Origin of the sequence: Actinoplanes subtropicus (genome assembly GCF_000721705.1) — a bacterium.
Lineage (GTDB): Bacteria > Actinomycetota > Actinomycetes > Mycobacteriales > Micromonosporaceae > Actinoplanes > Actinoplanes subtropicus.
In genome coordinates this window covers 41,641-61,501 of record NZ_JOJL01000030.1, presented here as the reverse complement: position 1 = coordinate 61,501, position 19,861 = coordinate 41,641, and the positions used below count along the sequence as shown (strand labels likewise).

The following is a 19,861-nucleotide window of genomic DNA, read 5'->3' as shown; positions in this document are numbered from 1 at the left end:
GGACCCGGATCCGGACCGCCGCCGTCAAAAATCCTGGGGCAGGTTGAACGGCGTGATCACCTGGACGGCCGAGACGTGCGAGCGGATCGGGCCGGGCAGCGCACCTTGCGCCCGCAGGATGGTCAGGCAGGCATGGCGTACGTCGGCACGCAGGTCGTGATGCAGCACCGCCGAGAGTTGCTGGCCGCGGAGCAGCGCGGCGTTCTCGGCGTCCAGGTCGTGCGCCACGAAGACGTCGTAGTTGCGGTGCTCGGCGGCGAACGAGGCGACCACCGAGGCGTTGCCGCCGGCGGCCGGCGAGTAGATCGCGCGGACCGGCAGGCCGCCCGGCGCCGGGCCCTCCACCAGCCGGCGGTTCGGGGCGCGCGCCGTCATCTCGGCCCGGAAGCCGGCGGCCCGCTCGAACTCGCCCAGATCGGCGGCCGGGCCGCGGACCAGCAGCACGTCGCCGGCCCGGTCGGCCAGCCATTGTTCGAGCAGGTAGGCGGCGGTCGCGCCGGCGTCGGCGTGGTCGATCCCGACGTACGCCACGCGCTTGCTCGCCGGCAGGTCCGCGCCCAGCGTGACCACGGGCATGGTCAGCCGGCCCACCGCCTCGACCACGTCGGGCGAGTCGACGGCGTTGAGGATCACGCCCTGCGAGTGCGAGCGGCCGATCCGCTCCAGCACCGTCACCGGGTCGGCGTCGCCGAAATGAAACCGCGGCTTGAGGACGGCCGGGGCCAGCTCCGGCAGCTCCGCCTCGAGGGCCTGCCGGAGGGCGGCGGTGAACCGCGGCGGTCCCGGCGAGACCACGTCGATCGGGTACGCCGGACCGGCCGGCCGCGCCTGGGCCTGTTCCCGGTCGAGGGCCGCGATCGCCCGGTGGACCTCGCGGGCGGTACTCTCCCGCACCCCGCCGCGGTGATGCAGCACGCGGTCCACGGTGGCCTCGCTGAGGCCGGCCTGGCGGGCGATCTCCCGAATCCGGTACGGGTGCTTCACGCGTACAGGATGAGGGGTTTTTGATGGTTTATGGAAGGACCTTGATGTGTGGTTCGCGCGTTAGCGTGACGCCGCGCGGGCCTCGAGCTCGTCCACGAGGGTGACGATCCGGCGGTACTCGGTCTGGATCGCGGCCAGGTAGAGGTGCCGCTGGGTGGCCGGCATCTCCGGGTTGTCGAGCAGCTGGTCGAGGCCCTCACCGAGCTCGGCCAGCGGAAACCGCAGGTCGGCGAGGGTCTTGGCCACGTCGGCGGCGAGCTGGTCGCCGACCGGCTCGGCCCGCGCCAGGGCGTCGACGCGCTCGTTCAGCTGATCGAGCGCGTTGTCCATTTCGACAGCTTCATCTGATTTGCCAGCTTCGTCCGGCTCGGCGAGCTGGGGCGCAGGCTCGGCCGGTTCGATCTCGCGGGCGTTCTGGGCCAGCTTGATCAGCGGCCGCAGCACCACGCCGCCGACCAGCCAGGTTCCGGCCGCGGCGACGAGGGCGGCCAGCACCACTATGAGGTCAATCATCCGAACATTTCCGTCATGTCGGCTCTCGATGTCCTTGAGGTTGATCAGAACCTGCAGCTGCGCGCCGGTCTTGAGCGGCTCGGCCCACGAACGCCAGTGTGACCCGTCCTCGGCGGTGACGGTGGTATAGCCGTCTTTCACCGGGATCGAGAACTTCGCCGTGGAGCCGGCCTCGGCCCGCACCTCGGTGCCCTGGACCAGGCGTACGGCAAAGGAACCGTCGGTCGGCAGCTGGCCGGTCCTGGTCGCCGCCGTGCGCACCTGGGCCGCGCGGGCGGCGAGCGCCTGGTCGACGTCGCCGCGATCACGGTGGTCGGCATACAGCACGATGGCCAGCCCGGCGAGCGCCACGACGACGGCGACCACCGCCGTGATGGCAAGCGTGAGCTGTACGCGAATGTCTCGGGGCCGAAACGCCTCTGGCACGTCCCTACCCTGCCAGTCGAATCACATAGGGCGGCTAAGAATCCCAGTCTCTTGGTACCCTGTAAAGGCCCGGTCGAGAGGCGCTGCAACGGGTCTCGCAGATTTTGATCAACAGCGGGATCCGCCACGCTCGGCTGAGGGGCTTGCTGACTGCAAGGGCGCCTCCTGATGAGGGAGGAGCCCTCTTCGTGTCCGAGAAATACCAGGTAGTGAACGGCCTGCAGTTCGCCGTCGCCGACCTCTCGCTGGCCGAGGCCGGCCGCCACCAGCTGCGCCTCGCCGAGCACGAGATGCCCGGCCTGATGTCCCTGCGCACGGAGTTCGGCGCGTCCCAGCCGCTCAAGGGCGCGCGCATCGCCGGCTCGCTGCACATGACCGTGCAGACCGCTGTGCTGATCGAGACGCTGGTCGCGCTCGGTGCCCAGGTCCGCTGGGTCTCCTGCAACATTTTCTCGACCCAGGACGAGGCGGCCGCCGCGGTCGTCGTCGGCCCCACCGGCACTGTCGACGCCCCGGCCGGCGTCCCGGTCTTCGCCTGGAAGGGCGAGACGCTGGAGGAGTACTGGTGGGCGACCATGAACCTGTTCGACTTCGGCAACGGCCAGGGTCCGAACATGATCCTCGACGACGGCGGTGACGCCACCCTGCTGGTGCACAAGGGTGCCGAGTTCGAGGCGGCCGGCGCGGTCCCGCAGGCGACCGAGGCCGACAGCCACGAGTACACGATCATCCTGGACACGCTGCGCGAGTCGCTGGCGGGCGACACCCGGCGGTTCACCAAGATCGCGGCGGACATCCGCGGCGTCACCGAGGAGACCACCACCGGCGTCGCCCGGCTGTACAAGCTGGCCAAGGAGGGCACGCTGCTCTTCCCGGCGATCAACGTGAACGACGCGGTCACCAAGAGCAAGTTCGACAACAAGTACGGCATCCGCCACTCGCTGGTCGACGGCCTCAACCGGGCCACCGACGTGATGCTCGGCGGCAAGCTCGCCGTCGTCTGCGGCTACGGCGACGTCGGCAAGGGCGCGGCCGAGACGCTGCGCGGCCAGGGCGCCCGGGTGGTCGTCACCGAGATCGACCCGATCTGCGCGCTGCAGGCCTCGATGGACGGCATGCAGGTGGCCCGGCTCGAGGACGTCGTCGCCGAGGCGGACATCTTCATCACCACCACCGGCGGCACCGACATCATCCGGGTCGAGCACCTGTCGGCGATGAAGCACAACGCGATCGTCGGCAACGTCGGCCACTTCGACGACGAGATCGACATGGCCGGCCTCGCCAAGATCCCGGGCATCGAGAAAATCGAGATCAAGCCGCAGGTGCACGAGTGGCGCTTCGCCGACGGCCACTCGGTGATCGTGCTGTCCGAGGGCCGGCTGATGAACCTGGGCAACGCCACCGGCCACCCCAGCTTCGTCATGTCCAACTCGTTCACCAACCAGGTGATGGCCCAGATCGAGCTGTGGACCAAGCCGGGCGAGTACGAGAAGCAGGTCTACGTGCTGCCCAAGCACCTCGACGAGAAGGTCGCGCGGCTGCACCTGGACGCGCTCGGCGTCCGGCTGACCACGCTCACCAAGAAGCAGGCCGAGTACCTGGGCGTGGACGTGGACGGTCCGTACAAGCCGGAGCATTACCGCTACTGATCCGGCGCTACTGATCCCGCCGAGTTCGTAGAGGATGGATCTCGTGCATCATCTCGACGAGATCCTGCTCTTCGTCCTGGCGGCCACGGCCGTGATCGTGGCGACGCGATGGGTCGCGCGGCGGACCGGGCTTCCGTCCGCCGCGCTGCTCACCATCATCGGCATCGTCTACTCGCTGCTGCCGGGGCCGAATGTCCACCTCGATCCGCAGCTGATCCTCACCTTCGTCATCCCGCCGCTGCTCTACAGCGCGGCGCTCGATTCGTCCCTGCTGGACATCCGGCACAACCTGCGCACCGTGATCAGCCTCTCGGTGCTGCTCGTGCTCGCCACCGCGCTGCTGGTCGGCGTCGGCTTCGAGCTGTTCGTGACGGGCGCGACGCTGGCCGCCGGGGTGGCGCTGGGCGCGGCCATCGCCCCGCCCGACCCGGTCGCCGCCCTCGCCGTGGGCCGCCGGGCCGGCCTGCCGCCCAACATGATCACCCTGATCCAGGGCGAGGGCCTGCTCAACGACGCGACCGCGCTGACCATCCTCAGCGTCGCGGTCGCCTCGGTCGACGGCGAGCGTTTCTCGTTCCCCACCGCCGTCGGCCAGTTCGTGATCTCGGCGGCCGGCGGGGTGGTGGCGGGCGTGCTGGTCGCGTACGCCGTCCGGGCCCTGCGCCACCTGCGCGACGATCCGCTGAGCGCGAACGCGATCTCACTGATCACCCCGTTCGCGGCCTACCTGCTCGGCGAGCGGGTCCACGTCTCCGGCGTGCTCGCGGTCGTGGTGGCCGGCCTGATCATCCGGCACGACGCGCCCCGCCACTCCTCCGGCGCCAGCCGCCTGCAGACCACCGCGGTCTGGCGGCTCATCGACTTCCTGCTGGAGGGGCTGGTCTTCCTGCTGATCGGCCAGCAGCTGCGCCAGGTGGTCGGCCGGCTCGACGAGTACCCGACCGGCACGATCTGGACCGCGGTGGCCGTCTCGGCCGGCGTGGTCCTGCTGCTGCGTCCGGTCTGGCTGGTGCTCACCCAGCTGCTGCCCCGCTGGACGCACTCGAGACTGGGCGGGCTGGTCGACGAGAAACACGAGGAGAAGGCGCTGAACACGACCGAGGTGGTGGGCCTGAGCTGGGCCGGCACCCGGGGCGTGATCACGCTGGCCGCGGTCTTCACGCTCAAGGAGAACGTGCCCGACCGCGACCTGCTGCAGTTCTGCGCCTTCGTGGTCGTCCTGGTCACCCTGCTCGGCCAGGGCCTGACCTTCGCCCCGCTGCTGCGCCGGCTGGGCCTGCGCGCGAACAAGGCCGACCTGGCCCGCGAACGCAACGAGGCCCGCTCGGCCGCGGTGAAGGCGGCGCTGGGCCGGCTCGACGAGATCCAGCACGAGAAGCACGACCACATCGAGGACCGCGCGATCGAAACCATGCGAAAGCAATTGACCGTACGGCTGGAGCGCTACCGCAAACGCCTCGACCTGCTCGAAAAATCCGACTCGGACGAGGTCCCGGTGTCGCCCCAGTACGAGGCCGCGCTGGCGGTCCGCCGCGAGGTGATCGAGGCCCAGCGCGAGGAGTTACTACGCTGGCGCGACGCCGGCAACCTCACCGACGAGGGCCTGCGGGTCCTGGAACGGGAACTCGACCACGAGGAGCGCTTGGCCGAGCGCTCCTGACTTGGAGGTGGTTTGGTCGTGACAGCCGTGTTCGTCAACGGCAATCCCGAGTCGGCCGCGATCTGGGATTCGCTGCTGGACCATCTGGATTGCGCCGACGTGCTCCGTCTCAGTCCGCCCGGCTTCGGCGCGCCGATACCGGACGGCTTCGCGTGCACGGTGACCGGCTACCGGGACTGGCTGGCCGGTGAGCTCGAGGCCATCGGCGAACCGGTCGACCTGGTCGGGCACGACGTCGGCGGCAGCACGGTGCTGGGCGTGGCGATGACCCGGCCGGAGCTCATCCGTACCTGGGTCAGCGACTCCGTCGGCGTCTTCGACCCGGACTACACGTGGCACGCCTTGGCTACCACCTGGCAGACCGAGGGCGCCGGCGAGGCATCGGTCGCCGAACTGCTCGGCGGCACGATCGACGAGAGGATCGCGCGGCTGGCGGCCGCCGGGATGCCCGAGACCGCCGCCCGAAAGGTGGCGCCGGCTCAGGGTCTGGAGATGGGCCGGGCGATTCTGACGTTCTACCGGTCCGCTGCCCAGCCGGTGATGGCCCGGCTCGGCCGCGACCTCGAGGCCGCCGCCCGCCGCCCCGGCCTGGTCATCCTCGGTACGGCGGACCGGTTCGTCGGCACCGAGACCATGCGACGGCGCTCCGCCGCACGAGCCGGGGCCGCCGTGGCAACGCTCGACGACGTCGGCCACTGGTGGATGGCGCAGGATCCCGGAGGCAGCGCCGAAGCGCTGCGCCGTTTCTGGCACACCTAGCGGCGGCGGAGGGTTTCCGAGGGTGGGACGCCATAGGCGGCGTGGTAGCGGGCGGTGAAGCTGCTGTGGCTGGCGAAGCCCCAGCGCATCGCGATCGAGGAGACCGTGGTGAGGGCCGGGTCGGCGGCCTGCAGCTGGCGGTGGGCGTGGTCGAGGCGTACCCGGCGCAGGTAGGCCGTCGGGGTGGTGTCCAGGTGCCGGCGGAAGGCCAGCTGCAGGGCCCGGATCGTGACCCGGGCCGCCAAGGCGATGTCGGCCGGGGTGATGTCGCGGTCGGCGTTCTCGTCGATGAAGGTGATGGCTCGGCGCAGGTTGGCGGGGTGGGCGTCGTGCCGGTCGGCGATGGTGGGCTCGTGCATGGCGGTGTTGGGGAAGGCGCTCAGCGCCACCGTGGCGAGGAGGCGGACGGCGGAGTCGGCCACCAGTGACTCGGCCGCCTGGAGCGTGCCGGCGACGGTGACCCGTACGTAGTCGTAGGTCTGGCACCAGGTCGCGGCCGCCTGGGCGGAGATCGGCCGGTAGCCGGTGAACCGGATCGAGCCGGCCTTGCGGCCGGGCGCGACGTCGGCGAACTGGGCGAAGATGTCGGCGGGGAAGAAGGCGTACTCGCCGTCGAGATCTTCGACGCGCACGTGGCCCCGGACCGCCGGCGGGGGCAGGAAGAGCGTGCCCGGTCCGCAGTGGAGAGTCTCCCGGCCGATCTGGCGGGTCATCCGGCCGGACCGGCAGCGGGCGACCGAAATCAGGTCGGGGGGCGTCAGATCGGCGTCGAAGTGCATCCCGAAGGTGAGATGGTGCAGCGACAGCGATCCGAGGTCGGTCCGCGCGAGCCGCAGATGATGCTCGTCGCCGGTCACGTTGAGCCGCATCCGGGTGTAGGTGCGTTCCAACATTGCGTGTGCCTCGTCGAGATCCTCCGTCTCGAACACCGAAATCGGCCGCACGGCCCCAGCCTGGCCGAAATCCCCCGTCGCGAACATCCCCCGATGGCGGCGACGACTTCGCTGCCGCGACAGGACGGGCGACCCGACTTTCGTTTTCGGTGTAGTTGGCGGAAGGCGTACCGACCAGGGTGGGAGCAGGCTACTTCCATCGATTTCGAGACGGCGACGGCACTGCGAGGGGCAGGATGCGAACCACCAAAGTGCGAGATCTGGACACCGGCGTCACCACGGTCCGGCTCACCGGCGACTTGACCGCTACGACCCAGACCACGGTACGCGCCACGATCGGTACCGCCGCCGCGGAGTGTCCGCCGGCGGTGCTGGTCGACCTGTCCGATGTGTCCCGGGCCGACTCGGCTCCGCTGAACGTCCTCGCCGCCGCGACCCATCAGGCGCAGCGGGCCTGGGGCGTACCGGTCCTGCTCTACGCACCCACCCCGCAGGTCCGGCGGTGCCTCGGCGCGTTCCGTACCCTCGTCTCGCTCTACGACGACCGCTGGCATGCCTTGACCGCGGTCCATGCCCACGTGCCGCGCTGGATCCGGCAGCGGCTGCGGCCCCAGCCGACCGCCGCGGCCGAGGCCCGGGCGGTGCTCGACGAGGCGTGCCTGATCTGGAACCTGGGGCTGCTGAACGAGCCCGCCCGGCTGGTCGCCTCCGAACTGGCCGCCAACGCGATCCGGCACGCCGCCACGGCGTTCGAGCTCACCGCCGGGTATACCGGCCGCTATCTGCGCATCGCCGTCCGGGACGGCAGCCCAACCATGCCGCGCCCGGTGGACACGCGGCCGCCGACCTGCCATGTCCCGCCGCCGGAAACCGGGCGCGGGCTCCGGCTGGTCGAGATCACGAGCACGTATTGGGGCGCCACCCGGATCCCCGGCGGAAAGATCGTCTGGGCCCTGCTCCGGACGAATCGCCGCCGCTCCCCGGGGTCCGCCGGCGCGGCGGACCCCGGCACGCCGTAGGGAGCGGCGCCGTCCGGGAACGGCGCAGGCCGGGAACGGCGCAGGCGGGAGCGGCGTCGGCCGGGGAGCGGCGCCGGCCGGGAGCGGCGCCGGCCGGGAGCGCCGGCCGGCGGCCCTGCCGTCGCGCGGGGGCGAGGCAGGGCCGGCCGTCAGTCCGGGATGTTGCGGCGCCGCAGCCCGGCCAGGCCGGCGACACCGACCACCAGGGCGACCGCGAGCATGGTGAGGACCGGGGTCGCCGAGACGGCGCCGCCCGGCAGGCGCGGCACGTGGGTGAACGGGGAGATGTCGAGCAGCCAGTGGTTGAGCTGCAGCGTCTCGCCGACCAGCAGGATCAGCAGGCAGGCCGCCGGGGCCGCCCACGCCGCCAGCGACCAGCGTGGCAGCAGGCCGAAGATGAGCACGGCCACCGCGGCCAGCACCCAGACGGCCGGCAGTTGGAGCATCACGCCGCCGAGGATGTCGCCGAAGTCGCCCTGGGTGTAGACCAGGCCGGTCACCACGCCCTCGGCGAAGAGCGCCAGCGCCGGGCCCAGCAGCGAGAAGAGCAGGTGGCTGCCGGCCCAGGCCAGGCGGGACACCGAGGTGGCCAGCACCGCCTCGGCGTGGCCGGTGGTCTCCTCCTCGCGCAGCCGGAGCGTGGCCTGCACCGCGTAACAGGCGGCGATCAGGCCGACTATGCCGGCCGTGCCCGCCAGGTAACTGTCGACGATCTGGTCGGAGCCGCCGAGCCGGGCGAAGATGTCGGAGAGGCCCTTGTTGTCCTTGGCGATGTCGAGGACGCTGCCGCCCACGCCGCCGAAGATCAGGCCGAGCAGGCCGAGGCCGATCGTCCAGCCGATCAGCAGGCCACGGTGCAGGCGCCAGGCCAGCGCCAGCGGCGTACGCAAGGAAGGTGTTGCATTTGCTCTGCCCAGGCGCGCGGCGAACAAGCCGTCGCCCAGGTCGCGCCGGCCGCGCAGGTCGACCGCCACCGCGATGGCCACGGCGGTGAGCAGCGCCGACAGGACGACCGGCCACCAGTTGAGCGCGCCGTACGGGAAGATGTGGGTGACCCAGCCGATCGGGGAGACCCAGGAGAGCCAGGACAGGCTGCCGGTGCCCAGCGCGGAGATGTCGCCGCCGACGCGCAGCGCATACGAGGCGCCGAGGACGGCGATGGCGATCGAGCGGGCCGAGCGGGCGCTGCCCGTCAGCTGGGCGGTGATCGCCGCGATCGCCGCGAAGATCCAGCCGGCGGCCACGAACTCGGCGCCGAAGGCGAGCGAGCCGCTCACCGAGCCGCTCTTGCCGGCCAGGCTGGCGAAGATGAGCAGTCCGGTGAGGAGGGACGCGCCGGCCGTGGTGATCAGGGCGGCGGCCAGCGGCGCGTGCCGGCCGACGACCGTCGAGCCGATCAGCTCGGTGCGGCCGGCCTCCTCGTCGGCGCGGGTGTGCCGGATGACGGTGAGCAGCGCGGCCAGGCCGATCATCACGGTCCCGAAGCCGACCCGCCAGCTGGTCAGCGCCGCGAACGAGTCGCCGCGAAGCAGGCCGTAGAGGGCGACGAACCCGGCGTTGCCGGCCGAGACGTGCGCGAAGTTGATCCGCTCGGCATCGGTCGGGAACAGGCCCTGGAACGAGTTGAACGTGCCGATCGGGAGCAGGCCGAGGACCAGGATCCAGATCGGCAGGATCACCCGGTCGCGGCGCAGGATCAGCCGGATCAGCCGGCCGGTCCCGGTCACCGCTCGTCCCGCTGGTACTGCCGCAGGAACAGCTCCTCCAGCGACGGCGGCTGGCTGACCAGGCTGCGCACGCCCACCTTGACCAGGGTCTGCAGGGCCGGCTCGAGCGCGTCGGTGTCCACGTCGAAGCGGATCTTGCCGTTGTCGGTGCGCAGGTCGTGCACCCCGGGCAGGGTGGCCAGGCCGTCCGGCGGGCCGGTCAGCTCGGCCTGGATCGACGTGCGGGTGAGGTGCCGCAGGTCGTCGAGGGTGCCGGTCTCGACCGCGCGGCCCTCCCGGATGATCGTGAGCCGGTCGCAGAGGGCCTCGACCTCGGCGAGGATGTGGCTGGAGAGCAGCACCGTACGGTCGCCTCGGCTTTTTTCCTGCAGAACGACCTCGCGGAAGACCTCTTCCATCAGCGGGTCGAGGCCGCTGGTCGGCTCGTCCAGGATGAGCAGTTCGACGTCGGAGGCGAGCGCCGCGACCAGCGCCACCTTCTGCCGGTTGCCCTTGGAGTAGGTGCGGCCCTTCTTGCGCGGGTCGAGCTGGAAGCGCTCGAGCAGCTCGGCCTTGCGCCGCGGATCGAGCCCGCCGCGCAGCCGGCCGAGCAGGTCGATCACCTCGCCGCCGGTCAGGTTCGGCCAGAGCGTGACGTCGCCCGGCACGTACGTGAGGCGGCGGTGCAGCGCCGTCGCGGCCGACCATGGGTCGCCGCCGAGCAGGCGGACAGTGCCGCCGTCGTGCCGCATCAGGCCGAGCAGGATGCGGATCGTGGTGGTCTTGCCGGCGCCGTTCGGGCCGAGAAAGCCGTGCACCTCGCCGGTGCGGACCCGCAGGTCGAGCCCGTCCAGGGCGGTGACCTTGCCGAACCGCTTGATCAGTCCCTCGGCATCGATGGCCTCGGACATGGGTTACTCCTCGTTGGGGGTGTGGAGCCGGTCCAGCGCGGCACGCGCCAGAGCGGCCTGCTCCGCGGTGATCAGCGGGGTCGAGAAGATCTCCAGCGCGGCCTTCACCACCCGGGTCCAGCCCTCGGGCTCGCCGGTGTCGGCGCCGAGCACCCGGGTCAGCAGGTCGCGGGAGGTCATCATGGACATCTTCATCACGCTGAGCACGGCGAGAAACGCCTTCGGATCGTCGGTTTTGAGGTCGGTGGTCGCCAACCACCGCTCGCCGAACTCCATGACCCGGTCGAACAGCGCCGAGCCGGCGGGCGAGTGCTCCAGCACCGAACGGGTCATGTAGCGCTGCAGGCGCAGCGTGTCGGTGGTGATGCCGTCGACCGACTGGAACTCGGTGAAGCGCAGCCCCATGCCGATCAGCTCGCTCAACACGTACTCGTCGCAGGCGTCGCGGAGGCCCTCCTTGGAGCCGAAATGGTGCCGCAACAGCCCGGACGAGACGCCCGCCTTCTGCGCGATGTCGCGGATCGTGGCGCCCTCGATGCCACGGTCGGCGAACAGGTCGATGGCCGCGTCGCGGATCCGGGCGCGGGCCGTCAGGTCGCTGGGGCTACTCACACCTGCAGATTACTACACAAGTGTGTAGTCAGTGTGCCCCGTTCACTGTCACGGTTTTGACTGCTCCGTCACTCAGGCCCCAGCGGGCGAGCAGGTCGGCGTACGTGCCCGAGGCGATCACCTTTTCCAGCGCTGCCTGGAGCACCCCGCGGAGCTGGGTGTTGCCCTTGGCGACCGGGATGCCGAACAGCCCGGGCTCGTACTGGGCGGTCGAGGCCAGCTGGAAGTAGTTGCTGGTCCGGTTGTCCGTGGCCAGGTGCGACGCGGGCGGGTAGTCGTTGAGCACCGCGGCCGCCCGGCCGGTCCGCAGTTGCAGCAGCGCGTCGGCGTTGGTCTTGGTCTGGATGATCTGGATCGGCCGGCCACCGCACTGCTTCTGCGAACGGCGCAGCAGGTCGGCCTGCGTGGTGCTCTGCTCGACGGCGACGATCTGCCCGCACAGGCTGTCCAGCCCGCTGACCCCGGCCGGATTCCCGCGCTGCACCACGATCGAGGTGCCGGCCGTGAAGTAGTCGATGAAGTCGACCCTCTTCTCCCGCGCGGGAGTGTCGGTCATGGACATGAACGCGGCGTCGTAGGTGCCATCGGCGATCCGGTCGAGGGTGGTCTGGAACGATCCCTCGACCATCTGGACCCGCACGCCGAGGACCCGGCCGAGCGCGTCGGCGAGATCGGGCTCGAAGCCGACGATCGTACGGCCGTCCGGGGCGAACTGCTCCATCGGCGCGTAGCTCGCGTCGGTCAGGAAGCGCAGGGTCTTCGTGTTGCGCACCGACAGCGGCAGCTTGTCGTGCAGCGCCTGGTCGAACTGGACGCTGTTGTCCACCGAGGCGGTGGAGGCGGTAGCCGACATTTCGGACGAGCCGCAGCCCGCGGTCGCGAGCACCAGAAGAGCCGCCGCAATGATCTTCCTCATCGAACCCCCTCCAGAGTCGGCACCTGCGCCCACGGCACCGGCCGCGAGTAGAAATACCCCTGCGCGTCGTCACACCCGGCCGCCGCGACCCACGCCGCCACCTCGGCCGTCTCCACACCCTCGGCGGTCACCCGGCAGCCCAGCCCGTGCGCCAGGGCGACCACCCCGCGGACGATCGCCCGGTTCTCCGGGGATTCCTCGACGAAACTGCGATCGATCTTGATTTCGGTCAGCGGCACCCCGCGCAGCCGGCCGAGGCTGGTGTATCCGGCGCCGAAGTCGTCCACCGACAGGCCGATCCCGGCCGCGGCCAACTCCCGCAGCGCGTGCTGGGCCGCCGCCACGTCGTCCACCACCGCGGTCTCGGTGATCTCCAGAACCAGCCGCTTGGGAGAGTTCCACAGGTCGATCACCGAGGACGCGAACGAGGGCGTCTCCAGGTTGCGGGCCGAGACGTTGACCGAGACCGCCCAGTCCCGGCCGGCCGCCGTCCACGCCCGCTGGTCGGCCAGCGCCCGGCGCAGCACCCACGCGGTCAGCGGCTCGATCAGCCCGGACTGCTCGGCGGCCGGCAGGAACGCGGCCGGCGGCAGCAGTCCGCGCTCCGGGTGCTGCCAGCGCACCAGCGCCTCCACCCCGGTCACCACGCCGTCGGCGAGCCGCACCTTGGGCTGGTAGTGCAGCACCAGCTCGTCCCGTTCGAGGGCGTGCCGCAGCTCGGCCTGCACCACCAGCCACTGGGTCGGTTGCGCCACCCGCTCGCCGCTGTAGATCACGATGTCGGCGGCGCCGCGCTTGCCCTGGTACATGGCCGCGTCCGCGTGCCGGAGCAGCCGCTCGACGTCGTCGCCGTGCGCCGGGTAGAGCGCGACGCCGAAGCTCGCCTCGATGCTCAGCGGCACGCCGTCCAGCACCATCTCCCGGGTCAGTTCGGCGCGGACCCGCTCGAGCAGGGTGCGCACGCCGGCCGCGTCCAGCCCGGGCAGGATCAGCGCGAACTCGTCGCCGCCGAGCCGGGCCACGGTGTCCTCGGCGCGCAGCGCGCTCCGCAGCCGCCCGGTGATCACCCGCAGCAGCTGGTCGCCGGCGTGGTGCCCGAGCGTGTCGTTGACCTCCTTGAACCGGTTGAGGTCGACCACCACCACGGCGCCGTCCCGCCGCTCGCCCACCGCGTCGGCGGCCCGCTGCCGGAAGGCCTCCCGGTTGGGCAGGCCGGTGAGCCCGTCGTGCAGAGCCTCGTGCGCCTGCCGGGCCGCGTACCGCCGCAGCGACCGGGTGGTCGACCAGGAGATCAGCGAGACGGCCAGGTAGAGCAGGCCCAGACCGACGCCGAGGCGCCGGTAGGTGACGACCATCTGCTGGTGCAGGCGGGCGGCGATTTTGTCGTACGGCAGATAAAGCTCCAGCACGCCGATCGCCTCGCCGGAGGCCCGGGCGAAGACCGGCTGCAGCACCTGGATGATCTGCCCGCCCGGCGCCTCGGCGTCCCGGACCAGGGTGGCCGCCGACGTGCCGAGCGAGGCCGACTGGAAGGCCGGGTCGGTGACCGGCACCCCGCCGGAGGTCGAGCCATCGTCCGAGAAGATCACCTGGCCGTTGAAGTTGCGCAGCCGCATCCGCAGCACCGAGCCGTGGTAGAGCGCCAGGTCGGTGGCCTTGGCCAGGCTGTCCCGCTGGCCGGCGGTGATGCCCTGGGTCAGGTCGGCATCGTCCAGGGCCGGGGCGATGGCCATCTCGGCGATCACCGCGGCCTGCGCCTTGCCCTGGTCCTGGCCCTGCTTGGCGGCGTCGCCCCGCACGCCGGAGAGCAGTACCAGGCCGAGCGCGCCGACCGGCAGCAGGCTGACCACGGAGTAGATGGCGAACAGCCGCGACCCCGATCGCGTCCCTCGCCGCCCGCCTCTGCCTCGCCGCACGGACCGCCTATCGACCGGGTTGCAGCCCGGTTGAGAAGTCTCCGGCTACCAACGTGCCGCGTTCAACACCAGTCGCCTAGGGCTTGTCGGCGAAGAGGCTGGTGGGTCGGGTCGCGAGGATGTGCTCGACCGCGGCCAGCCCGAAGCGGACGCCGCCGGTCAGGATGGCGTCGTCGGCCAGCTGCGAGAGCCGCCAGTCGGGCGGATCGACCAGCAGCGTCCGGGCCTGGCGTTCGGCGGCGCCGCGCACCAACTCGGCGGCGGGGGCCGCGGCCGGGTCGGCGAACAGGCCGGTGCCGATCACGACCAGGGCCGGGTCGAGGGCCAGTAGGACGGGCGCGACGCCGTCGGCCAGGCGGCGGCCGGTCGACTCCAGGACCGCGACGGCCTCCGGCGTGCCGGCCGCGGCGGCGGCTATCACGTCGGATTCGCCCGCCCAGCGCAGGCCCGGGCGGTCCGGGTCGTCGCCGCCCGCGACGGCGGCCGGCAGCGGGAAGTGGATGAAGCCGATCTCGCCGGCCGCGCCGTGCTGGCCGCGGAGCAGGCGCCCGCCGGTGATGATGCCGGCGCCGAGGCGCTCGGCCAGCAGGATGAACATCATCTCCCGGACGTCGGCGCCGGCGCCCCGCCAATGCTCGCCGAGCGCGGCCAGATTGGCGTCGTTCTCCACCGCGACCGGGCAGCCGAGCGCGTCGCCGAGGACCTGGACCACGTCGGTGCCGGCCCAGCCGATCAGGTTGTCGGCCTGGCGGATGCGGAGGTTGCCCGGGTCGACGACGCCGGGGGTGCCGATCGTGGCGGCGCACACCCGGCCGGCCGGGACCTCGGCGGCGGCGAGGACGGCCTGCGCCGCGGCGACGACCGCGCCGGCTCGGCCGCGGCCGCCGGCGCCGTCGCGTACCGCGCGCTGGCGCACGGCGAGCACCCGGCCGTCCAGGTCGGCGAGCGCCGCGCGGATCGCCCGGGTGCGCACGTCGACGCTGATCACGTAGCCGGCCGAGGGGCGGAACCGGAACAGCCGGGCGGGCCGGCCGGGGGAGCGAAGCCCGCGGGCCGGCGGGCGGTCCGTCTCCTCGACCAGGCCGGAGCCGATGAGGTCGTCGACGATCATCTCGACCGTGGGGCGGGACAGGCCGGTCGCCTCGGCCAGGCCGGCCACCCGCGGCGGCTCGTCGGCCGTACGGACGGCGCCCAGCACCGCCGCGGCGTTGGCGGCGCGCAGGTCACCCACCCCGACCACGGCCGGCGACGGCGATCCGGCCACCCGCCCGCCGAGCGGCCAGACGAAGTCGGCACCTGAGGGGACCTGGTCCACCAGACTCCTTAGGGACGGTAACAGTTGGGTAACGGCGGCTTGCCCGCCGCGCGTCGCGAAGCCTATCGTCTCGGCAATTAAAAAAAGAAATTGCGTTATTAAACCTCTCCGAGGAGGTCGGCATGGGCGGGGACGACGATGTGGTGCGCGTGATCCTGGTCGGCGCCGGCATCCGCGGGGACATCTACGGTCACTGGATCGCCGAGCACCCCGAGCGGGCCCGCGTGGTGGCGGTGGCCGATCCCGATCCCGAGCGGCGCGCCGACGCGGTCCTGCGCCACCCGGGTGCGGTCGCGGCGGCCGACTGGCGAGAGTTGATCACCAGGCCGAAGGTCGCCGACGTCGCGATCATCACGACCCAGGACGCGCAGCACGTGGCGCCCGCGGTCGCGTTCGCCGAGGCGGGCTACGACATCCTGCTGGAGAAGCCGATCGCGCCCACCGAGGAAGAATGCCGCCGGGTCGTCGAGGCGGTCCGGCACAACAAGGTCGTCTTCGGCGTCTGCCACGTCCTGCGCTATGCGCCGTACACGCAGGTCCTGCGCGACATGGTGGCGTCCGGCCGGATCGGCGAGATCGTCAGCGTCGACCATCTCGAGCCGGTGGGCTTCGCCCACTACGCGCACTCGTACGTGCGGGGAAACTGGCGGCGCGCGGACCAGAGCGCGCCGATGCTGCTCGCCAAGTCCTGCCACGACCTCGACTGGCTCCGGTTCATGGTGGGCCGGCCGGTCCGGTCGATCTCCTCGTTCGGCGGCCTCAAGCTGTTCCGGCCGGAGAACAAGCCGGCCGGGGCGGCCGACCGGTGCACCGACTGCACGCTCCAGCAGACCTGCGCCTACTCCGCGGTCCGCATCTACAACGATCACCTGGCGGCCGGCGACCTGCACTGGCCGCTGCGGGTGCTCACCCCCCGGCCCGACGCCGAGTCGGTGGCCGAGGCGCTCCGCTCGGGTCCCTACGGGCGGTGCGTCTGGGCCTGCGACAACGACGTCGTCGATCACCAGGTGGTCGCGCTCGAGTTCGAGGGCGGCGCGACCGCGACGTTCACGATGACCGCCTTCACCACCAGCAGGCCGCGGCAGACCCACCTGTTCGGCACGCTGGGCGAGATCTATTGCGACGGCACCCGCATCCGGGTGACCGACTTCCGCACCCGCCGGACCGAGACGCTCGACGTCGAGGTGCCGGTCAGCCCCGACGACCCGCTGCTCTCCGGCCACGTGGGTGGCGACGCCGGCCTGATGGACGCGTTCATCAGGGCCGTCGCCACCCGCGACACCGGCTGGATCGGGGCCTCCGCCGACGAGGCGCTGGCCGCGCACCATCTCGTCTTCGCCGCCGAGCAGTCCCGGCGGGAAGGCCGCACCGTCTCCATCGACTGATCTGCGAAGCCCTATCCAGGGGAGATCATCATGAGCCCGCTGCCGCGTACCCCTCTCTCACCGATCGGCCGGGGATTCTCCCGGCGTGCCCTCCTCTCCGGCCTGGCCGCGGCCGGCGCCGTCACCGTGGCCGGGTGCAGCTCGCTGACCCCGGGATCCTCGGCGGCCGGCTCCACGGCGAGCGCCGGGCCGGTCTCCACGGCCGTGCCCAGTGACCCGGTCACGCTCACCGTGGCCGACGCCGACGACACCACGATGACCCAGGGACTGCTCGACGCGTTCCGGGCGAAATATCCGAACGTGACGTTCAAGCGCCAGTACACGGGCTGGGACGACTACCTCAAGAGCATCAACCTGACGATGTCCGCGGCGACCCCGCCCGACATCGCCCAGTTCACCCCGGGCATGCAAAACCTGGTGCCCGGCGGCCTGCTGCTCAACGCGGACGGCTATGCGACCGCGTACGGGTGGAGTTCGAAGTTCCCGGGCCTCGACCAGATCACCTTCAGCCCGGACGGCAAGACCGTCGGGACCGGTTCGCTGTACGGGGTTCCGGGCGGCCTGTCCTTCGAGGGCGTCTACTACAACAAGCAGAAGGCCGCCCGCCTCGGCCTGACCACGCCGGCCAAGACGGTCGACGAGCTGGAGGCCATGTTCGCCAAGGCCAAGGCGGCCGGCGAGCTGCCTCTGGTGGTCGGCAACCTGGACGGCGGCCTCAACCACCCGTTCAACGAACTGCTCTCGGTCTTCCTGGCCCCGGCCGACCGGGAGGCGTGGGCCTTCGGCCACTCGGGCGCCTCGATCGTGCTGCCCGGGGCCAGGACCGCGGCGGAAACCATCCAGCGCTGGGTGACCAAGGGATACATTTCCAGCAACGTGAACGGAATCAGCGACAACGACGCCACCGCCGCGTTCGCCAAGGGGCAGGGGGTCTTCCGGATCAGCGGTAACTGGGCGGCCGCCGCGGTCGGCAAGGGGCTCGGCGACAACGCGGGCTACTTCACGATGCCGCAGGCCACCGCCGATGCGAAGATCCACACGACCGGTGCGGGCGTGTACTACTGCGTGTCGGCCAAGACCAAGAGTGCCGCGGCCGCGGCCGCCTTCCTCGACTTCGTGGGCAGCGCCGATGCGGCCCCGTTGACAGCGAAGGCCGGGTTCATGGCGCCGAAGGCCGACGCCATGCCGAGCCAGGCCGGGCTGTTCGGCTCGCTGCTGACCGGCTGGCAGGCGACCGTACGAGATCAGGGTCTCGAACCGTTCATCCAGAACGCGTCCACGCCGACCATGTCCGACACGCTCACGAACGCGTTGCAGCAACTGGCCGGCGGCAAGGCCACGGTCGACCAGTTCCTCGCCCTGCTCCAGGCCGACTTCGACAAGTACCACCAGCAGTGATGCTGGACATCGCGCCCGCCCCGGTGACCGCGCCGCCGCGCGCACGACAGCGCCGGCGCCGCCGTCGCCGGTGGTCGGGCCTGCTCTACCTGGCGCCCGCGCTGTTGCTGTACACGCTGTTCACCGTGCTGCCCGCGCTGCACACGGCGTATCTCTCGTTCTTCAACTGGGACGGGGTGACCCTGCCGTCGTTCGCCGGTCTCGGCAACTACCGCTCGGTGGTCGCCGACCCGGAGCTGCGGGCGGCCGCCGAGCACGCCGGGACGCTGATCCTGTTCTTCTCGGTGCTGCCGATCGCGCTGGGGCTGGTCTGCGCCGCGATCGTGGCGCGCCGGCGGCGGCGCGGCCTCGCCGTGATCCGCGCGGTCGTGTTCCTGCCGCAGGTGCTGCCGCTGGTCGCGGTGGGCATCATCTGGCGCTGGGTGTACGCCGAGCAGGGCACCGTCAATCAGGTGCTGCAGGCGGTGGGGCTGGGCCGGTGGGCCCAGGCCTGGCTGGGCAGCTTCGACTGGGCGCTGGTCGCGGTCGGCGTGGTCGGCACGTGGGTGGTGTCGGGGCTGTGCATGGTGCTGTTCCTCTCCGGCACGCAGCGCATCGACGGGGAGATCTACGAGGCCTCCCGGGTCGACGGCGCCGGCCCGGTCCGGGAGTTCCTCTCGATCACGGTGCCGCTGCTGCGGCCCGAGATCGCGGTGGCCTTGTCGATCACCGTGATCGCCGCGCTGTCCAGCTTCGACCTCGTCTACATCACGACCGGGGGCGGCCCGGGCACGACCACGGTCGTGCCCGGCATCCTGATCTACCGCCTCGCGTTCGGCGGCGGCGCCGTCGGCCTGGCCAGCGCCCTCGCCGTGGTGCTCACGCTGGTGATCTTCGCGGTCGTCCTGGTGATCACCAGGCTGTCCCGGGAGCGGCCGTGAGCCTCCCGCGCCGGCTCGCGGCGCCCGCGGTCCTGACGCTGTTCCTGGTCGCCGTCTTCGTGCCGTTCCTGTCCCTGCTGTCCGCCTCGATCCAGCCGGCCGGCACCCCGCTGACCGGGCTGGAGGCGCCGCACGGGCTGCACCTGGAGAACTTCGGCACGGCGTGGAGCAAGGCGGGCTTCGGCCGGCTGCTGCTCTCCAGCGGCCTGGTCGCGGTCGCCGTAGTGCCGGCCTCGGTGCTGTTCGCCACGCTCGCCGGCTACGCGCTGGCCACCATGGAGGTGCCCGGCGGCCGCAAGATCTTCGGCTACCTCCTGCTGGGCCTCGCCCTACCGGCCGAGGTGACCGTGATCCCGCTCTACTACGACCTGCGCGCGCTCGGCCTGACCGACACCCGCTACGGCCTGGCGCTGGTGGAGATCGCCGCCTTCATGCCGTTCGGTACCTTCTGGATGCGCTCCCACTTCGCCACCATGCCGACCGGCCTGATCGAGGCCGCCCGCCTGGACGGCGCCACCTCCTGGTCGACCCTGTGGCGCATCCTGCTGCCCAATTCCCGTCCCGCCGTGACCACCCTGGGCGTCCTGTATTTCGTCTGGTGCTGGAACCAGTTCCTGCTGCCGCTCATCCTGATCCAGGACCCGGCCCGCCGCACCGCCCCGGCGGGCCTGGGCTACTTCACCGGCGAATACAACGTCGACATCCCGTCCCTGGCCGCCGCGACCCTGATCGTCATCGCCCCGGTCGTGGCGATCTACCTCTTCTTCCAGCGCCACTTCATCCGAGGAGTCCTGGACGGCGCGCTCAAGGGGTGAATGCGGACACGGGTGTCCCGGTCGCTTTCGATTTGCGGCGCTTGCGTGTTCTATTTGCGATGCC

17 protein-coding genes are annotated in these 19,861 nt (G+C 71.5%); 8 read left to right on the top strand and 9 right to left on the bottom strand.

Going from position 1 to position 19,861, the window contains the following annotated elements; genetic code table 11:
- Positions 1-24 precede the first annotated feature (24 nt).
- Together IH26_RS0137325 and IH26_RS0137320 are read right to left on the bottom strand one after the other, a co-directional pair.
- Positions 25-984, bottom strand: a complete 960-nt coding sequence (locus tag IH26_RS0137325) for a LacI family DNA-binding transcriptional regulator (RefSeq protein ID WP_030440998.1) — start codon at positions 982-984, stop codon at positions 25-27.
- A 60-nt stretch (positions 985-1,044) separates the two neighbouring features.
- Positions 1,045-1,863 (bottom strand): HAMP domain-containing histidine kinase, encoded by an 819-nt coding sequence (locus IH26_RS0137320; protein WP_030440997.1) that lies wholly within the window; start codon positions 1,861-1,863, stop codon positions 1,045-1,047.
- A gap of 248 nt (positions 1,864-2,111) precedes the next feature.
- Between IH26_RS0137320 and ahcY the strand changes: the two genes are divergently transcribed.
- The 3 genes from ahcY to IH26_RS0137305 are packed head-to-tail and all read left to right on the top strand — an operon-like array spanning position 2,112 to position 5,991.
- Complete coding sequence (ahcY, locus tag IH26_RS0137315; RefSeq protein ID WP_030440996.1) at positions 2,112-3,572, top strand: adenosylhomocysteinase; 1,461 nt, start codon at positions 2,112-2,114, stop codon at positions 3,570-3,572.
- A 34-nt stretch (positions 3,573-3,606) separates the two neighbouring features.
- Positions 3,607-5,232: a Na+/H+ antiporter gene (locus tag IH26_RS0137310; protein WP_034216747.1), complete on the top strand. Its 1,626-nt coding sequence runs from the start codon at positions 3,607-3,609 to the stop codon at positions 5,230-5,232.
- An 18-nt stretch (positions 5,233-5,250) separates the two neighbouring features.
- Complete coding sequence (locus IH26_RS0137305) at positions 5,251-5,991, top strand: alpha/beta fold hydrolase (RefSeq protein ID WP_030440994.1); 741 nt, start codon at positions 5,251-5,253, stop codon at positions 5,989-5,991.
- On the opposite strand, the gene IH26_RS0137300 is transcribed toward IH26_RS0137305, so the two are convergent.
- A complete protein-coding gene (locus IH26_RS0137300; RefSeq protein ID WP_030440993.1) occupies positions 5,988-6,935 on the bottom strand; it encodes a helix-turn-helix transcriptional regulator in 948 nt (315 codons plus the stop codon). The two genes, IH26_RS0137305 and IH26_RS0137300, sit on opposite strands and share 4 nt — an antisense overlap.
- 185 nt (positions 6,936-7,120) lie before the next feature.
- Here IH26_RS0137300 and IH26_RS56470 point away from each other — a divergent pair, with 185 nt between their 5' ends.
- Positions 7,121-7,903: an STAS domain-containing protein gene (locus tag IH26_RS56470; RefSeq protein ID WP_051809224.1), complete on the top strand. Its 783-nt coding sequence runs from the start codon at positions 7,121-7,123 to the stop codon at positions 7,901-7,903.
- Positions 7,904-8,052: 149 nt separating this feature from the next.
- Here IH26_RS56470 and IH26_RS0137290 read toward each other — a convergent pair whose 3' ends face one another.
- The 6 genes from IH26_RS0137290 to IH26_RS0137265 all read right to left on the bottom strand — a co-directional run bounded on the left by IH26_RS0137290 (position 8,053) and on the right by IH26_RS0137265 (position 15,279).
- The gene (locus tag IH26_RS0137290) at positions 8,053-9,630 is read right to left on the bottom strand and encodes an ABC transporter permease (RefSeq protein WP_030440991.1); all 1,578 of its coding nucleotides are present in this window, start codon (positions 9,628-9,630) and stop codon (positions 8,053-8,055) included.
- On the bottom strand, positions 9,627-10,520 hold the full coding sequence (locus IH26_RS0137285; protein WP_030440990.1) for an ABC transporter ATP-binding protein: 894 nt from the start codon (positions 10,518-10,520) through the stop codon (positions 9,627-9,629). The genes IH26_RS0137290 and IH26_RS0137285 overlap by 4 nt, the downstream gene beginning before the upstream one ends.
- 3 nt (positions 10,521-10,523) lie before the next feature.
- Entirely contained in the window at positions 10,524-11,132 is a 609-nt protein-coding gene (locus IH26_RS0137280; protein ID WP_030440989.1) for a TetR/AcrR family transcriptional regulator, read from the bottom strand.
- Positions 11,133-11,160: 28 nt separating this feature from the next.
- Entirely contained in the window at positions 11,161-12,048 is an 888-nt protein-coding gene (locus IH26_RS0137275; protein ID WP_030440988.1) for an ABC transporter substrate-binding protein, read from the bottom strand.
- Positions 12,045-13,898, bottom strand: a complete 1,854-nt coding sequence (locus IH26_RS0137270) for a putative bifunctional diguanylate cyclase/phosphodiesterase (RefSeq protein WP_245665843.1) — start codon at positions 13,896-13,898, stop codon at positions 12,045-12,047. The genes IH26_RS0137275 and IH26_RS0137270 overlap by 4 nt, the downstream gene beginning before the upstream one ends.
- 142 nt (positions 13,899-14,040) lie before the next feature.
- Positions 14,041-15,279, bottom strand: coding sequence for an ROK family transcriptional regulator (locus IH26_RS0137265; protein WP_051809222.1), 1,239 nt, complete (start codon positions 15,277-15,279; stop codon positions 14,041-14,043).
- Positions 15,280-15,401: 122 nt separating this feature from the next.
- On the opposite strand from IH26_RS0137265, the gene IH26_RS0137260 reads away from it, so the two are divergent.
- The 4 genes from IH26_RS0137260 to IH26_RS0137245 are packed head-to-tail and all read left to right on the top strand — an operon-like array spanning position 15,402 to position 19,797.
- On the top strand, positions 15,402-16,664 hold the full coding sequence (locus tag IH26_RS0137260; RefSeq protein ID WP_030440985.1) for a Gfo/Idh/MocA family protein: 1,263 nt from the start codon (positions 15,402-15,404) through the stop codon (positions 16,662-16,664).
- Positions 16,665-16,694: 30 nt separating this feature from the next.
- Entirely contained in the window at positions 16,695-18,062 is a 1,368-nt protein-coding gene (locus IH26_RS0137255; protein WP_051809219.1) for an ABC transporter substrate-binding protein, read from the top strand.
- Positions 18,062-18,982 (top strand): carbohydrate ABC transporter permease, encoded by a 921-nt coding sequence (locus tag IH26_RS0137250; RefSeq protein ID WP_034216760.1) that lies wholly within the window; start codon positions 18,062-18,064, stop codon positions 18,980-18,982. Before IH26_RS0137255 ends, IH26_RS0137250 begins: the two co-directional genes overlap by 1 nt.
- Positions 18,979-19,797 carry a carbohydrate ABC transporter permease gene (locus IH26_RS0137245; RefSeq protein WP_030440982.1) on the top strand — a complete coding sequence of 273 codons (819 nt, stop codon included), beginning with the start codon at positions 18,979-18,981 and terminating at the stop codon, positions 19,795-19,797. Before IH26_RS0137250 ends, IH26_RS0137245 begins: the two co-directional genes overlap by 4 nt.
- The last annotated feature ends 64 nt before the right edge of the window (positions 19,798-19,861 follow it).

Excerpts from the sequence above, each read along its gene's own strand:
- IH26_RS0137310 (WP_034216747.1), top strand. The coding sequence starts at position 3,607 with ATGGATCTCGTGCATCATCTCGACGAGATCCTGCTCTTCGTCCTGGCG.
- IH26_RS56470 (WP_051809224.1), top strand. The coding sequence starts at position 7,121 with ATGCGAACCACCAAAGTGCGAGATCTGGACACCGGCGTCACCACGGTC.
- IH26_RS0137285 (WP_030440990.1), bottom strand. The coding sequence starts at position 10,520 with ATGTCCGAGGCCATCGATGCCGAGGGACTGATCAAGCGGTTCGGCAAG.
- IH26_RS0137275 (WP_030440988.1), bottom strand. The coding sequence starts at position 12,048 with ATGAGGAAGATCATTGCGGCGGCTCTTCTGGTGCTCGCGACCGCGGGC.
- IH26_RS0137260 (WP_030440985.1), top strand. The coding sequence starts at position 15,402 with ATGGGCGGGGACGACGATGTGGTGCGCGTGATCCTGGTCGGCGCCGGC.
- IH26_RS0137255 (WP_051809219.1), top strand. The coding sequence starts at position 16,695 with ATGAGCCCGCTGCCGCGTACCCCTCTCTCACCGATCGGCCGGGGATTC.
- IH26_RS0137250 (WP_034216760.1), top strand. The coding sequence starts at position 18,062 with ATGCTGGACATCGCGCCCGCCCCGGTGACCGCGCCGCCGCGCGCACGA.